The sequence below is a fragment of the Streptomyces cyaneus genome (assembly GCF_004028635.1).
Classification (GTDB): domain Bacteria; phylum Actinomycetota; class Actinomycetes; order Streptomycetales; family Streptomycetaceae; genus Streptomyces; species Streptomyces cyaneus.
In genome coordinates, this window is sequence record NZ_RQJW01000005.1 from 488,353 (window position 1) to 501,163 (window position 12,811).

The following is a 12,811-nucleotide window of genomic DNA, read 5'->3' on the forward strand; positions in this document are numbered from 1 at the left end:
GTGGACGACGCGGAGCAACGCCTCCCGTCGGCAGACTTGCCGCGCCGCCGCGTAACGGACGTGGCGGCGCACAAGTTTGGAGGACCCCCCATGTCCAGGGACTTCAGCAGGCGCCGACTGCTCGCCACGGGGGCCGGTGTCGCGCTCGGCGGTGCCGCGGCGGTCTCGGCGTCCACCGCGTCGGCCGCCACGTCGGGCTCGCAGGCCGGTACCGCCGATGCCCTCCGGTCCGGCCTCGGAGTCCGCGAAGAGACCCGCTCGCTCGACGAGTTGTACCGGGCGGCGGTGGCCGAGGGCGGCAAGTTCGTCCTCTACCAGGGCGGAGACGTCGACGGCCAGGCAGCCGGCGTGCGGGCGGGCTTCGCCGACCGCTTCCCCGACATCGACCTGACGGTCGTCGTGGACTACAGCAAGTACCACGACGTCCGCGTCGACAACCAGCTCGCGACCGGCACCCTGGTCCCCGACGTCGTACAGCTGCAGACGCTCCAGGACTTCACCCGCTGGAAGCGGCAGGGACGGCTGCTTCCCTACAAGCCCGCCGGGTTCTCCAAGGTGCACAAGGGGTTCAAGGACCCCGACGGCGCGTGGACGGCGCTGATGGTCATCGGCTTCAGCTTCCTGTACGACATCCAGGCCGCCGGCACCCACGCGCCCAGGACCCCGCAGGACCTGGTCGACCCGCGCTGGAAGGGCGCCATCGCCTCCTCCTACCCGCACGACGACGACGCGGTGCTCTACCTCTTCTCCCTCTACCAGCGCACGTACGGCTGGGACTGGGTGGCGAAGTTCGCCGCGCAGCAGCCCCAGTTCGCGCGTGGCTCGCACACGCCGGGTCTCGCGGTCAACGGCAAGCAGAAGGTCATCGGGGTCGGCGGATCCGGCAGCCCGGTCTCCACGTCGACCGTGACGAAGTGGGTGGTGCCCGAGGGGCACCCCTTCATGGCGTGGGGGCAGCGGGCCGCGATCCTGAAGCAGGCCGCCAACCCGACGGCGGCCAAGCTCTATCTGAACTGGATGCTGTCCGAGGAGCGCCAGAAGGCCAGCTTCAACGGCTGGTCGGTGCGGACGGACGTCACGCCGTCCCCCGGCCTGAAGCCGGTGTGGGAGAACCCGGACGCCCATGTGGACGGCTTCCCGCGGTTCATGGAGGACCGCGCCGCGATCGAGCGGCTGAAGCAGACCTTCGCGCTGTACTTCGGTGAGGTGAAGGGCGACCCGTCGCCGGGCTGGCTGGGCCTCCACCCGGGACGCTGAGGCCCGGCCGACGGCGGCTCCTTCCCTGGTGGTCCTTACAACGGTCACACCGGCAACGCCTTACACTCCTGACGGCATCGCCGAGTCCCGTTCGGCCCGTCCAGGGAGCCACCGTCGTGCCCGCCCTCTTTCCCGCCGTACGCCGGCCCCGTATGTCGGCGCGGCACCTCCCCCATCTGGTGTTCCTGGTCGTCGTCGCCGGAACCCTCGTACGGCTCTTCGAGCTGAACAACGAGCTGTGCTGGTCCATCGCGCCACCCACCACCGCGCTGGCCCTGCTGTACGTCGCCGGGCTGGCCGGGTGGGACCGGCTGGGCGGCGCGGGCCGGCCGGTCTGGCTCGGGACGCTGCTGGCGCTGTGGTCCTGGGTCGCCTGGACCCTTCCGGCCCCGCTCACGTCCGCCTACGCGTGGCTGGCCGTCCCGTTGGCCGTCCTGGCCGTGCGGATGCCCACCCGCACGCTGCGCGCCGTGGCACTCGGCGTCGTCACGGCACTGCTGGTGGCGGTCCTCGTGCGGGCCTGCGGCGGAGCCGACCCCGATGTACTCGCCCCGCCGATCGCCGCCGTCTGGGCCACCGCCGTCCTCTACCGCAACCAGCAGCGCCTGACGCGTGAACTGGCCGACACCCGGGGCGAGTTGGCGCGACGGCAACGCGAGGCCGGGCGGCTCACCGAACGGGCCCGCATCGCGCGCGACCTGCACGACACCCTCGCCCAGGAACTCGCGGGCAGCCGCATGCTCCTGCAAGCCGCCGAACGGGACTGGGACCGCCGCCCGGACGCGGCCCGGCGGCAGGTGCGGGTGGTCACCGACGCGCTCGGCGAGCATCTCGCCCAGACCCGCGGCATCATCGACGACCTCACCCCGCCCGTCCTGGCCCGGGACGGCCTGGAGGCGGCGCTGCGTGAGCTGAGCGCCCGTACGGGCTGTGCCGCCGAGGCACCCAGGATCTCCTTCAGCGCCGAGCACGCCCCGCGCGCCCTGCCCACGGAGCAGGCCGTGGCCCTGCTGCGGGTGACGCAGGGCCTCCTCGCCAACGCGTGCGAACACGCGCGTGCCACGCACGTACACGTCACCCTGAGCTACGGCGGCGGGACGACGGCGGCCGTCGAGGTCCGCGACGACGGAGTGGGCTTCGACCCGGCCGTCGTGCGGTCGAACCTCGGGTCGACGGCCGCCGGCCGCGGATTCGGGCTGGCCGGAGCACGCGAGCGGCTCAGCGCCCTCGGCGGCACACTCACCGTCGACACCGCGCCCGGCCACGGCACCCGCGTGCGGGCGGCCCTGCCGGCCGAGGACCGCGTGCCGGTCGGCGCCCGATGAGCGAGGCGGAGGCTCCGCCGCTGCGGATCCTGATCGTGGACGACCACACCGTCGTACGGGCGGGCCTGCGCGCCCTGCTGGAAGGCGAACCCGGCTTCGACGTCGTCGGCGAGACCGGCGACGGCACCGACGCCGTACGCCTGGTGACCCGGCTGCGCCCCGACGTCGTACTCATGGACCTCCGGCTCACCGACCCGGGCCCGCCGCGCACCGGCGTCACCGACATCGGCGGCCTGGACCCCGTCGACGCCATCGACGGCATCGAGGCGACCCGCCGGATCCTCGCGGCCCGCGCCGACAGCCGGGTCGTCGTGCTCACCAGCTACGGCAGCCAGGCCGACGTCCTGCGGGCCGTAGAAGCCGGCGCCCGCGGCTACGTCCTCAAGGCGGGGCCGCCCGACGAACTGTTCCGCGCGATCCGCGCCGCGGCGGCCGGAGGCATGGCCCTGGCACCGGAGGCCGCCGCCCGTGTCGTCGGGCACGCGGTCGAGCCGGGGCCGGTGCTCAGCGGGCGGGAGATCGAGGTCGTACGGCTCCTCGCCCAGGGACACAGCAACCGGGCCATCGCGAGCGCGCTGTTCCTGGCCGAGGCGACGGTCAAGACCCACCTCGTACGGATCTACCGCAAGCTCGGCACCGAGAACCGGGCCGCCACCGTCAGCGAAGCCGTCCGGCTGGGGCTGATCGAAGTCATCTGACGGGTCTACCGTCCGAGCGCCGCCGCGACAGCCACCAGCGCGAACATCAACACAAGCGCACCGGCCATGATCCGGTTCCGGGTTTTCGGGTCCACGTCACCGAGCCTAACCGGCCCCTGCGAGCGGCCAGCGGGCGACCGCCTCGTACCGGGGCTGCTCGCCCGCCACCCCCGACTTCGGCAGCCTGCTGCGCACCAGCACCAGCTCGTCCACGGTCCACGTGAGGCTCGTGAACGCCTGGAGGGCCGTGACATACGGCCGTACGTCCACCGCGTCCCGGCTCCGCGCCACCGTCAGGTGGGCCTTGTACCGCCGGTGCTCCCCCATCGGCACCCCGGCCTTGCGCGCCGCCGCCTCACTGCGGTCCGCCAGCAGCCCCAGCGTCGCCAGGTCCCCCTCCGCGCCCGCCCACAGGGCCCGCCCGTGCCCGAACTGCCCGCCGCCACTGAGCGCCAGCGGGAAGGACGACGTGCGGTGCGCGGCGCGCTCCAGGCGGGCCGACAGGTCGGGTACGAGATCGTCGTCGACCTCGCCGTAGAAGGCGAGGGTGAAGTGCCAGCCGGGGCGGCCGGTCCAGCGCAGCCCCTGCGCGCCCGGCAGCTTCTTCAACTCGGCGACTTCGGCGGCCAGTTCATGGGTGACGTCCTCTGGCGGCAGCACGGCGGCGAAGAGTCTCATGGGTCCAGCCTGGCACCATGACGGCATGGAGATCACCATCAGAGAGGGCGGGCCCGACGACATGCCCGCGATACTCGGCATGCTCGACAGCTGTGTGGAGTGGCTGGTCTCGCAGGGGCGCCCGGGGCAATGGGGCACGAAGCCGCTGTCCGAGAACCCGAGGGTGGTGGAGTCGGTCACCCGGAACATGGACGAGGGCAGCGTCTTCATCGCCGAGGTCGACGGCGTGCCGGCCGCCACCCTCACCCTCACCGACGCGCCCGGCGCCTACCTGGCCCACCTCCCGCCGCCCGGCGAGCCCGAGCGCTACATCCACTGGCTCGCCTCCGACCGCCGCTTCAAGGGACACGGCGTGGGCAGCGCCCTCCTCGCGCACGCCGCCGAGGAGACCCGGCGCGCGGGCGTCTCGCTGCTGCGGGTGGACTGCTACGCGGGCGACGACGGCGGACTCGTCCGCTACTACGAGAGCAACGGCTTCGTCCGCACGGAGACGTACACGGGCAAGGACGACTGGCCGGGACAGGTGCTGGCGCGGCGGGTCTGATGACTGGGCCGTGAGCGTGACCATGGCCACACGTGACGCGGTCACCGTGCGTATCGTTGTACTGCGCGGCCGCACTTGTGCGAAGGGCGGCCGGGGAGGAGCGCCACGATGACCGTCCTTGAAGACAGGATCGAGATGGCCGAGGAATGCGGCGAGCTGACTCTGGACGTCCTGTTCGAGTGGCTCGAGAAGATGCCCATCCCCGAGGGAACGAAGGTCGAGATCGTCGGGGGGAACATCTTCATGTCGCCGCAGCGGCAGAACCACTGGGAGATCATCTTCGACATCGCGGAGCAGTTGCGCGCCAAGTACCCCCGCAAGCGGTTGGCATCGGACGTGCGGATCGACTTCCCCGGGAATCTGAACGGCTTCGCCTGCGACCTGGCTGCCATGGCCGAGCGGTCGGTGAAGGACAGCAGGGGCCGCTGGCGCTATCAGGACGTCGAATTCGTGGCCGAGGTCATCTCCAAGGACACGGCGGCCAACGACTACGGCCCGAAGAAGGACGCCTACGCCGCGGCCGAAGTGCCGGTGTACCTGATCGTGGACCCGTACACCGGCGAGTGGCATCTGCACACCCTGCCGAAGGACGGCAAGTACCACAGCGACGTCAGCTTCTCCTTCGGGGAGGACATCGACCTGAGCCGGACCGGTGTCGGCCTGGTCCTCAAGACCGACGAGTTCCCCCGCGACTGACCGTCGAGCGCCCTTACGCCACCGTCGTCAACTGCTCCTCCCGCTGTTGCCGCGGCACGAACCGAACATGCGGATGCCCCTGGTTCCACCCCACGGTCAGCCGCAGTCCGCCGACCCGGGCCAGCAGCAGGGCGATGGTGACGGCCGCTGCAGCCGTGATCGCCCCGCCCACTGCCAGGCCCGCCCGGACGCCGTACGCGTCCGTGATCCAGCCGGCGATCGGGGCGCCCAGCGGGGCGCCGCCCATGAAGACCATCATGTACAGGGCCATCACCCGGCCCCGCATGACCGGGTCGGTGGACATCTGGATGCTGCTGTTGGCGGTGACGTTCACCGTCATGCCGAACATGCCGATGGGGACCATGAGCAGGGCGAACAGCCACAGGGAGGGCGCGAGCGCGGCCACCATCTCCATGGCGCCGAAGGCCACCGCCCCCGCGATCAGCACCCGCATCCGGGCCGTACCGCGCCGGGCCGCGAGCAGCGCGCCCGCAAGGGAGCCCACCGCCATCAGCGTGTTGAAGAGGCTGTAGGAGCCGGCACCCGCGCGGAAGACGTCGTCGGCGAAGGCCGACAGATAGACCGGGAAGTTGAAGCCGAAGGTGCTGACGAACCCGGCGAGCGCGATGGTCCAGATCAGCTCCGGGCGCCCGGCGACATACCGCAGCCCCTCCCGCAGCTGCCCCTTGCCACGCGGGGCCCGCTCGACGACGTACAGCTCACGCGCCCGCATCAGCAGCAGTCCGGCGATGGGCGCGACGAAGGACAGGCCGTTGGCGAGGAACGCCCAGCCCGTGCCGACACCGGTGATCATCAGGCCGGCGACGGCGGGGCCGACCAGGCGGGCGGACTGGAAGTTCGCCGAGTTGAGGCTGACCGCGTTCTGGAGCTGGTCGGGGCCGACCATCTCGGAGACGAAGGACTGGCGGGCCGGGTTGTCGACGACCGTGGCGAGGCCCACGGCGAAGGCCGCGAGGTAGACGTGCCAGACCTGGACGTGCCCGGTGAGGGTGAGGACGGCGAGCGCGATGCCGGTGAGGGCCATCGACGTCTGGGTGACGAGCAGCGTGCGGCGCTTGGGCAGACGGTCGACGAGGACGCCGCCGTAGAGACCGAAGAGCAGCATCGGCAGGAACTGCAGGGCCGTCGTGATGCCGACGGCGGTGGCGGAGCCGGTGAGGCCGAGCACCAGCCAGTCCTGGGCGATGCGCTGCATCCAGGTGCCGGTGTTGGAGACGACCTGACCGAGGAAGAACAGGCGGTAGTTCCTGACCTTCAGCGAGCTGAACATCGAGGACTTGCGGGTCTTGGGAGCGGATACGGAGTCGTAGGTGTCTGGTGCGGGGGCGGAAGCTGCTCCGGATCCCGAACTCAAAAGTGTTCGCCTCCTCGCGAATACGGCTTACAGATGGGCGAGCTTCTCCAGCACGGGGGCGGCGGCGCGCAGTTTCGCCCACTCGTCCTCGTCGAGACCCTCGACCAGGGTGGCCAGGAAGGCGTTGCGCTTGCGGCGGCTCTCCTCGAGCATCGCCTCGGCCTGCTCGGTCTTCGTGACGACCTTCTGGCGCCGGTCCTCCGGGTGCGGCTCCAGACGGACCAGTCCCTTGGACTCCAGCAGGGCGACGATGCGGGTCATCGACGGCGGCTGGACGTGCTCCTTGCGGGCGAGCTCACCGGGGGTGGCCTTGCCGCAGAGGGAGAGGGTGCCCAGCACCGACATCTCGGTGGGGCTCAGCGACTCGTCGACCCGCTGGTGCTTGAGCCGGCGTGACAGCCGCATCACGGCGGAGCGCAGAGAGTTCACGGCGGCAGCGTCGTCGCCATGGGTAAGGTCCGACATGTTCATTAGCGTAACTCATTACTCTCGCTAAAGACCACCCGGAAACACGTATGGCTGCCCGTGACCCCGGCCACTGAATCGCCACATCACTCATATGGGTGATCCGGCACCGGAACGTGACACACCGCACCGAAGAGTGCCGCGACCCTCGTGTTCATGGGGACCAGCGTGCTCAGCCTGCGGATAGACCACGAGCTGCTCGAACGACTCCGAGAGCATGCGGCAAAAAGAGGAATGAGCGTCCAGGACTACGTCGTCCGGACGCTCATCCGCGATGACTTCGACGAGCGGTTCCAGTCCGCGGTCGAGGAGACCGAGAAGTTCTACGGGCTCACGTGAGGCCCGGGCTTACGTGAGACCCGGGCTTACGTGAGACCCGGGCTTACGTGAGACCCGGACTTACGTGAGGCCCAGCGCCGGCATCAGGTAGTAGAAGCCGAACACCGCCGCCACGACGTACATCGCGACCGGCACCTCGCGGCCCCGCCCGGCGGCCAGGCGCAGCACCGCGAAGGTGATGAAGCCCATGCCGATGCCGTTGGTGATCGAGTAGGTGAACGGCATCATCACCATCGTCACGAAGGCCGGGATCGCGACCGTGTAGTCGGCCCAGTCGATCTCCTTGACGGAGTTCGCCAGGATCAGGAAGCCGACCGCGAGCAGGGCCGGGGTGGCCGCCTGGGACGGGACCATCGTGGCGACGGGCGTCAGGAACAGCGCCACACCGAAGAGCGCGCCGGTGACGACGTTCGCGAATCCGGTACGGGCGCCCTCGCCGACGCCGGCCGTGGACTCCACGAAGGCCGTGGTGGCCGAGGAGGAGCTGGCGCCGCCCGCCGCGACGGCGAGGCCGTCGACGAAGAGGACCTTGTTGATGCCGGGCATCTGGCCCTGGGCGTCGGTCAGCTTGGCCTCGTCGCTGACGCCCATGATCGTGCCCATGGCGTCGAAGAAGCAGGACAGCAGGACCGTGAAGACGAACAGGACGCCGGTCAGCGCGCCGACCTTCTCGAAGCCGCCGAACAGGCTGACCTCGCCGATCAGGCCGAAGTCGGGGCTGGCGACGGGGTTGCCGGGCCACTTGGGGGTCGTCAGGCCCCAGGACGGCACGTTCGCGACGGCCTCGATGAGGACGGCGAGCACGGTCATCGTGACGATGGAGATGAGGATCGCGCCGGAGACCTTGCGCACGATGAGTGCGAGGGTGAGCAGGGCGCCCAGGACGAAGACCAGGACCGGCCAGCCGTTGAGGTGACCGTCGCCGCCGAGCTGGAGCGGGACGGTGGTCTGGGCGGCGTCCGGGATGCGGGAGACGAAGCCGGAGTCGACGAGGCCGATCAGCATGATGAACAGGCCGATACCGATGGAGATCGCCTTGCGCAGGCTGTAGGGCACGGCGTTCATGACGCGCTCGCGCAGACCGGTGGCGACCAGCAGCATGACCACGAAGCCGGCGAGCACCACCATGCCCATGGCGTCCGGCCAGGACATCCGGGGCGCGAGCTGGAGCGCGACGACCGAGTTCACGCCGAGTCCGGCGGCGAGCGCGATCGGCACATTGCCGATGACGCCCATCAGCAGCGTGGTGAACGCCGCGGTCAGGGCGGTCGCGGTGACCAGCTGTCCGTTGTCCAGCTGATGGCCGTACATGTCCTTCGCGCTGCCGAGGATGATCGGGTTCAGCACGATGATGTAGGCCATCGCGAAGAAGGTGGCGAGACCGCCGCGGATTTCACGGGGCAGCGTGCTGCCGCGTTCGGAGATCTTGAAGAAGCGGTCGAGTGCGCCTTGGGCGGGCATGCTTTTGTTGTTTCCTACGATGAGAAGTGGTCAGGCATAAACCGTTTCAGTATGAACATATAAAGCCGGGATCGGCTATCTCCGCGCGTAGATCCGAGCAGTTCCGATCGGGATCCGATCGCCTCGTAAGCTGTCCCCCATGGCGAAGTGGACCCCCAAGCACGAGGCGCCGGAGCCCCTTGAGGGCCCCGTGGTCGCCACCATCACCGGCGGCACCATCCTCTGGTTCGTCCTCTTCGTCGTACAGCTGCCCTTCTACGGCTGGTTCGACGACCACGGGCACACCTGGTGGGTGTGGACCTGCCTGGCCGGCGGAGGCCTCGGGCTCATCGGCATCTGGTACGTCCGCAGGCGCGACGCGGCGATCAAGCGGGCGGCGGCCACCTCGGCGGGGCCCCGGGAAACGACCGGCGAACCTCAGTCGTCCTGAGGTGCCGCGCCCTACAACCACGGCACGACTCCCCGTCCTCCCCAGGTCGGAACTTCCGCCCACTCGGCGGGTGAAGCCGTAAATCCGCACGTACCGTCGAATGCATGACGCATGCCGACGCGGGCACCGAAGTGGACAACCCTGTGCACCCCGCCGCCGCCCCGGTGGCGACGGGCGGGCTGACCGCCGCCGAGGTGGCCGAACGGGTGGCACGCGGGCAGATCAATGACGTTCCGGTGCGCAGCAGCCGGTCGATGGCCGACATCGTCCGCGCCAACGTCTTCACCCGGTTCAACGCGATCATCGGCGTGCTCTGGGTCATCATGCTGTGCGTCGCGCCGATCCAGGACAGCCTGTTCGGCTTCGTGATCCTCGCCAACACCGGCATCGGGATCATCCAGGAGTGGCGGGCGAAGAAGACCCTCGACTCGCTCGCCGTGATCGGTGAGGCGCGGCCCACCGTGCGGCGGGACGGGGCTGCCGCCGAGGTCAGTACCTCGGAGATCGTGCTCGACGACCTGATAGAGATCGGGCCGGGTGACAAGGCCGTCGTGGACGGGGTGTGCGTCGAGGCGGACGGGCTGGAGATCGACGAGTCACTGCTCACCGGGGAGGCCGACCCCGTCGTCAAGCGGCCGGGCGATCAGGTGCTGTCCGGCAGTTTCGTCGTCGCCGGGGGCGGTGCCTTCCAGGCCACCAAGGTCGGCCGCGAGGCCTACGCCGCCCAGCTCGCCGAGGAGGCCTCCCGCTTCACCCTCGTCCACTCCGAGCTGCGCTCCGGCATCTCCACCATCCTCAAGTACGTGACCTGGATGATGATCCCGGCCGCGATCGGCCTGATCATCACCCAGCTCACCGTGAAGAACAGGGACCTCGACGACTCGATCGCCCGCACCGTCGGCGGCATCGTCCCCATGGTCCCGGAGGGCCTGGTCCTCCTCACCTCGGTCGCCTTCGCCATCGGCGTCATCCGCCTCGGCCGCAAGCAGTGCCTGGTCCAGGAGCTCCCCGCCATCGAGGGCCTCGCCCGCGTCGACACCGTCTGCCTCGACAAGACCGGCACCCTCACCGAGGGCGGCATGGATGTCACCGAGCTACGGCCTCTGGGCGGCAGCGACGAGGAGTACATACGGCGGGTGCTCGGCGCCCTCGGCGAGTCCGACCCCCGCCCGAACGCCTCCCTGAAGGCCATCATCGACGCCTACCCGGACGCCGAGGACTGGCGCTGCACCGAGTCCCTGCCCTTCTCCTCCGCCCGCAAGTACAGCGGCGCCACCTTCAGCGAGGGCAACGGCGAGGCCAGTACATGGCTGCTGGGCGCGCCGGATGTCCTTCTCCCCGCCGACGATCCCGCCCTGGCCGAAACTGATCGGCTGAACGAACAGGGCCTACGGGTCCTGCTGCTCGCCCGCGCCGGCCGCGACCTCGACGATTCCGACGTCGTCGACGGTGCCAAGCCCGCCGCCCTCGTCGTACTGGAACAGCGGCTGCGGCCCGACGCCGCCGATACCCTGCGCTACTTCGCCGAGCAGAACGTCCGCGCCAAGGTGATCTCCGGGGACAACGCCGTGTCCGTGGGCGCGGTGGCGAGCAAGCTCGGGCTGACCGGTACGACGGTCGACGCCCGCCGGCTCCCCCCGGACAAGGACGGCATGGCGACGGCCCTCGACGACGCCACGGTGTTCGGGCGGGTCACCCCGCAGCAGAAGCGGGACATGGTCGGCGCGCTCCAGTCCCACGGGCACAACGTCGCCATGACCGGCGACGGCGTGAACGACGTCCTGGCCCTGAAGGACGCCGACATCGGCGTGGCGATGGGCTCGGGCTCGGAGGCGACCAAGGCGGTCGCTCAGATCGTGCTGCTCAACAACAGCTTCGCGACGCTGCCGTCGGTGGTCGCGGAGGGACGGCGGGTGATCGGCAACATCACGCGAGTGGCGACCCTGTTCCTGGTCAAAACCGTCTACTCGGTGCTGCTGGCGCTGATGGTGGTGTTCTGGCAGGTGGAGTACCCCTTCCTGCCCCGCCATCTGACCCTGCTCTCCACCCTCACCATCGGCGTCCCGGCCTTCTTCCTCGCCCTCGCGCCCAACAAGGAACGCGCGAAACCCCATTTCGTACGGCGGGTCATGCGGTACTCGATCCCGGGCGGGCTGGTGGCCGCGGTGGCGACCTTCGCGACGTATCTGATCGCCCGGCACTACTACAGCGGGGACGACGCGTTGGATGCCGAGACGAGCGTGGCGACGTTGACGCTGTTCCTGATCTCGATGTGGGTGCTGGCGATCATCGCCCGGCCGTACACCTGGTGGCGGCTGGCGCTGGTGGCCGCGATGGGCCTCGGGTTCCTGCTGGTGCTGGTGGTGCCGTGGCTGCAGGAGTTCTTCGCGCTGCGGCTGGTCGGGGTGACGATGCCGTGGATCGCGGTGGGGATCTCGGCGGGGGCGGCGGTCGCCCTGGAGTTCACGTGGAAGTGGGTCGACCGCCGTTTCCCCGCCTAGAGAGGATTTGACCGGCGGTGACTACTGCACGTCGATGAAGTCACCCGTGGCGTTGACCGCCGGGGTCGTCGGCGTGCCCGCGAAGGTGTAGCGGAAGTAGCCGTCCTCGGTGGCCTTGACCGTGGTCTTCAGGTCGCCCGTGGCGTTGGTCTTGATGGTCTTCACCGTGGTGTAGGTGCTGCTGTTCTTCTTGCGGAACTGCAGGTTCACCGGCTGCTCGACATAGCCGTTGTACGTGCCGCGGTCCCAGTTGGCGCGGGACAGCTTGCCGGTGATGGTGATGGTCTTGCCCTTCTTCACCGGCTCGGGCGAGGCGTTGACCGTCAGCTTCGAGGCGCGCTGGACCAGCGTGCTGCCGAGGCCGTCCTGGCGCTTGTAGCCGGTCTTGGTGATGTCGAAGGTCTCGCCCGCCGGGTCCTGGCCGTTCAGGGCGGTGGCCTCGGCCGCGGCCTTCCAGGTGCCGGCATCCGAGTTGATGAGCTCGTGGCCGCCCGGGTAGACGTCGATGGTGCCCTTGCAGGTGGCGGTGGTCGCCGAGGCCGCAGTGCACTTGGCCGGCTTGTTGCCGTAGAGCCGGTTGTCCGGGCTCGCGAAGGAGCCCTTGTAGATGTAGGGGTCGGTGATGAAGTCCGCGGCGGCGATGTTGACATCCGCGCCGTGGGTCAGCGTGTACGTCACCGTGGCCGCGACGTGCTCGGTCGTGCCGACCTTGATCGCCTTGGCGATCTTGAAGTTGGAGAAGGTGACGTTCAGGGCGTACGGCTTGCCCTCCTCGGCCGCGGCCTTGCCGGACGCGGCGAGCGCTGCCTGGCGGATCTTCGCGACGTCCGCGCGCTGGGCGGCGGCGGAGTCGTCGGCCTGCGCGGCCGGAACGGCGAGGGCGGAGAGGGCCAGGGCGCCGGAGACGGCGGCCACGGTGGCTCTGATGCGCATGCGTTCCCCTGGTACGGAAAGGGGCCCCGCTGGTCGTCGTTCCGTGCACTGCCGGTCACGTCGGGGCCCGAGTGATCGTGGGGCCTGTTGACCCATGTGATCAGATAGG

At 69.9% G+C, this 12,811-nt stretch carries 13 protein-coding genes; 8 read left to right on the top strand and 5 right to left on the bottom strand.

Annotated elements, in window-relative coordinates; translation table 11 throughout:
- Positions 1-90 precede the first annotated feature (90 nt).
- The 3 genes from EHO50_RS20785 (at position 91) to EHO50_RS20795 (ending at position 3,280) form a co-directional block, all read left to right on the top strand.
- The gene (locus EHO50_RS20785; protein ID WP_128431921.1) at positions 91-1,257 is read left to right on the top strand and encodes an ABC transporter substrate-binding protein; all 1,167 of its coding nucleotides are present in this window, start codon (positions 91-93) and stop codon (positions 1,255-1,257) included.
- 116 nt (positions 1,258-1,373) lie between these two features.
- The gene (locus EHO50_RS20790; protein WP_246101279.1) at positions 1,374-2,582 is read left to right on the top strand and encodes a sensor histidine kinase; all 1,209 of its coding nucleotides are present in this window, start codon (positions 1,374-1,376) and stop codon (positions 2,580-2,582) included.
- Positions 2,579-3,280, top strand: coding sequence for a response regulator transcription factor (locus tag EHO50_RS20795; RefSeq protein WP_128431923.1), 702 nt, complete (start codon positions 2,579-2,581; stop codon positions 3,278-3,280). The genes EHO50_RS20790 and EHO50_RS20795 overlap by 4 nt, the downstream gene beginning before the upstream one ends.
- A 105-nt stretch (positions 3,281-3,385) precedes the next feature.
- Here EHO50_RS20795 and thpR read toward each other — a convergent pair whose 3' ends face one another.
- Positions 3,386-3,958: an RNA 2',3'-cyclic phosphodiesterase gene (gene thpR, locus EHO50_RS20800; protein WP_128431925.1), complete on the bottom strand. Its 573-nt coding sequence runs from the start codon at positions 3,956-3,958 to the stop codon at positions 3,386-3,388.
- A gap of 25 nt (positions 3,959-3,983) precedes the next feature.
- Here thpR and EHO50_RS20805 point away from each other — a divergent pair, with 25 nt between their 5' ends.
- Together EHO50_RS20805 and EHO50_RS20810 are read left to right on the top strand one after the other, a co-directional pair.
- Positions 3,984-4,502, top strand: coding sequence for a GNAT family N-acetyltransferase (locus EHO50_RS20805; protein ID WP_128431927.1), 519 nt, complete (start codon positions 3,984-3,986; stop codon positions 4,500-4,502).
- A 108-nt stretch (positions 4,503-4,610) separates the two neighbouring features.
- Positions 4,611-5,198: a Uma2 family endonuclease gene (locus EHO50_RS20810; protein WP_128431930.1), complete on the top strand. Its 588-nt coding sequence runs from the start codon at positions 4,611-4,613 to the stop codon at positions 5,196-5,198.
- Between the two features lie 13 nt (positions 5,199-5,211).
- Here EHO50_RS20810 and EHO50_RS20815 read toward each other — a convergent pair whose 3' ends face one another.
- Entirely contained in the window at positions 5,212-6,573 is a 1,362-nt protein-coding gene (locus EHO50_RS20815; protein ID WP_128431932.1) for an MFS transporter, read from the bottom strand.
- Positions 6,574-6,600: 27 nt separating this feature from the next.
- Positions 6,601-7,038 (bottom strand): MarR family winged helix-turn-helix transcriptional regulator, encoded by a 438-nt coding sequence (locus tag EHO50_RS20820; RefSeq protein WP_093904463.1) that lies wholly within the window; start codon positions 7,036-7,038, stop codon positions 6,601-6,603.
- Between the two features lie 156 nt (positions 7,039-7,194).
- Between EHO50_RS20820 and EHO50_RS20825 the strand changes: the two genes are divergently transcribed.
- Positions 7,195-7,377: a ribbon-helix-helix protein, CopG family gene (locus EHO50_RS20825; protein WP_048581217.1), complete on the top strand. Its 183-nt coding sequence runs from the start codon at positions 7,195-7,197 to the stop codon at positions 7,375-7,377.
- Positions 7,378-7,437: 60 nt separating this feature from the next.
- Here the strand turns inward: EHO50_RS20825 and EHO50_RS20830 are convergent, their stop codons facing one another.
- On the bottom strand, positions 7,438-8,838 hold the full coding sequence (locus tag EHO50_RS20830) for an NCS2 family permease (RefSeq protein WP_128431934.1): 1,401 nt from the start codon (positions 8,836-8,838) through the stop codon (positions 7,438-7,440).
- Positions 8,839-8,977: 139 nt separating this feature from the next.
- Here EHO50_RS20830 and EHO50_RS20835 point away from each other — a divergent pair, with 139 nt between their 5' ends.
- Complete coding sequence (locus EHO50_RS20835; protein ID WP_128431936.1) at positions 8,978-9,268, top strand: DUF2530 domain-containing protein; 291 nt, start codon at positions 8,978-8,980, stop codon at positions 9,266-9,268.
- Positions 9,269-9,372: 104 nt separating this feature from the next.
- Entirely contained in the window at positions 9,373-11,769 is a 2,397-nt protein-coding gene (locus tag EHO50_RS20840; protein ID WP_128431939.1) for a cation-translocating P-type ATPase, read from the top strand.
- Between the two features lie 21 nt (positions 11,770-11,790).
- Here EHO50_RS20840 and EHO50_RS20845 read toward each other — a convergent pair whose 3' ends face one another.
- Positions 11,791-12,702, bottom strand: a complete 912-nt coding sequence (locus EHO50_RS20845; RefSeq protein ID WP_128431951.1) for a hypothetical protein — start codon at positions 12,700-12,702, stop codon at positions 11,791-11,793.
- Between the last annotated feature and the right edge of the window lie 109 nt (positions 12,703-12,811).

Bases quoted from the DNA above. Each gene is read 5' to 3' on its own strand.
- EHO50_RS20785 (WP_128431921.1), top strand. From the start codon at position 91: ATGTCCAGGGACTTCAGCAGGCGCCGACTGCTCGCCACGGGGGCCGGT.
- EHO50_RS20795 (WP_128431923.1), top strand. From the start codon at position 2,579: ATGAGCGAGGCGGAGGCTCCGCCGCTGCGGATCCTGATCGTGGACGAC.
- EHO50_RS20830 (WP_128431934.1), bottom strand. From the start codon at position 8,838: ATGCCCGCCCAAGGCGCACTCGACCGCTTCTTCAAGATCTCCGAACGC.
- EHO50_RS20840 (WP_128431939.1), top strand. From the start codon at position 9,373: ATGACGCATGCCGACGCGGGCACCGAAGTGGACAACCCTGTGCACCCC.
- EHO50_RS20820 (WP_093904463.1), bottom strand. From the start codon at position 7,038: ATGTCGGACCTTACCCATGGCGACGACGCTGCCGCCGTGAACTCTCTG.
- EHO50_RS20825 (WP_048581217.1), top strand. From the start codon at position 7,195: ATGGGGACCAGCGTGCTCAGCCTGCGGATAGACCACGAGCTGCTCGAA.
- EHO50_RS20810 (WP_128431930.1), top strand. From the start codon at position 4,611: ATGACCGTCCTTGAAGACAGGATCGAGATGGCCGAGGAATGCGGCGAG.
- EHO50_RS20845 (WP_128431951.1), bottom strand. From the start codon at position 12,702: ATGCGCATCAGAGCCACCGTGGCCGCCGTCTCCGGCGCCCTGGCCCTC.
- thpR (WP_128431925.1), bottom strand. From the start codon at position 3,958: ATGAGACTCTTCGCCGCCGTGCTGCCGCCAGAGGACGTCACCCATGAA.
- EHO50_RS20805 (WP_128431927.1), top strand. From the start codon at position 3,984: ATGGAGATCACCATCAGAGAGGGCGGGCCCGACGACATGCCCGCGATA.
- EHO50_RS20835 (WP_128431936.1), top strand. From the start codon at position 8,978: ATGGCGAAGTGGACCCCCAAGCACGAGGCGCCGGAGCCCCTTGAGGGC.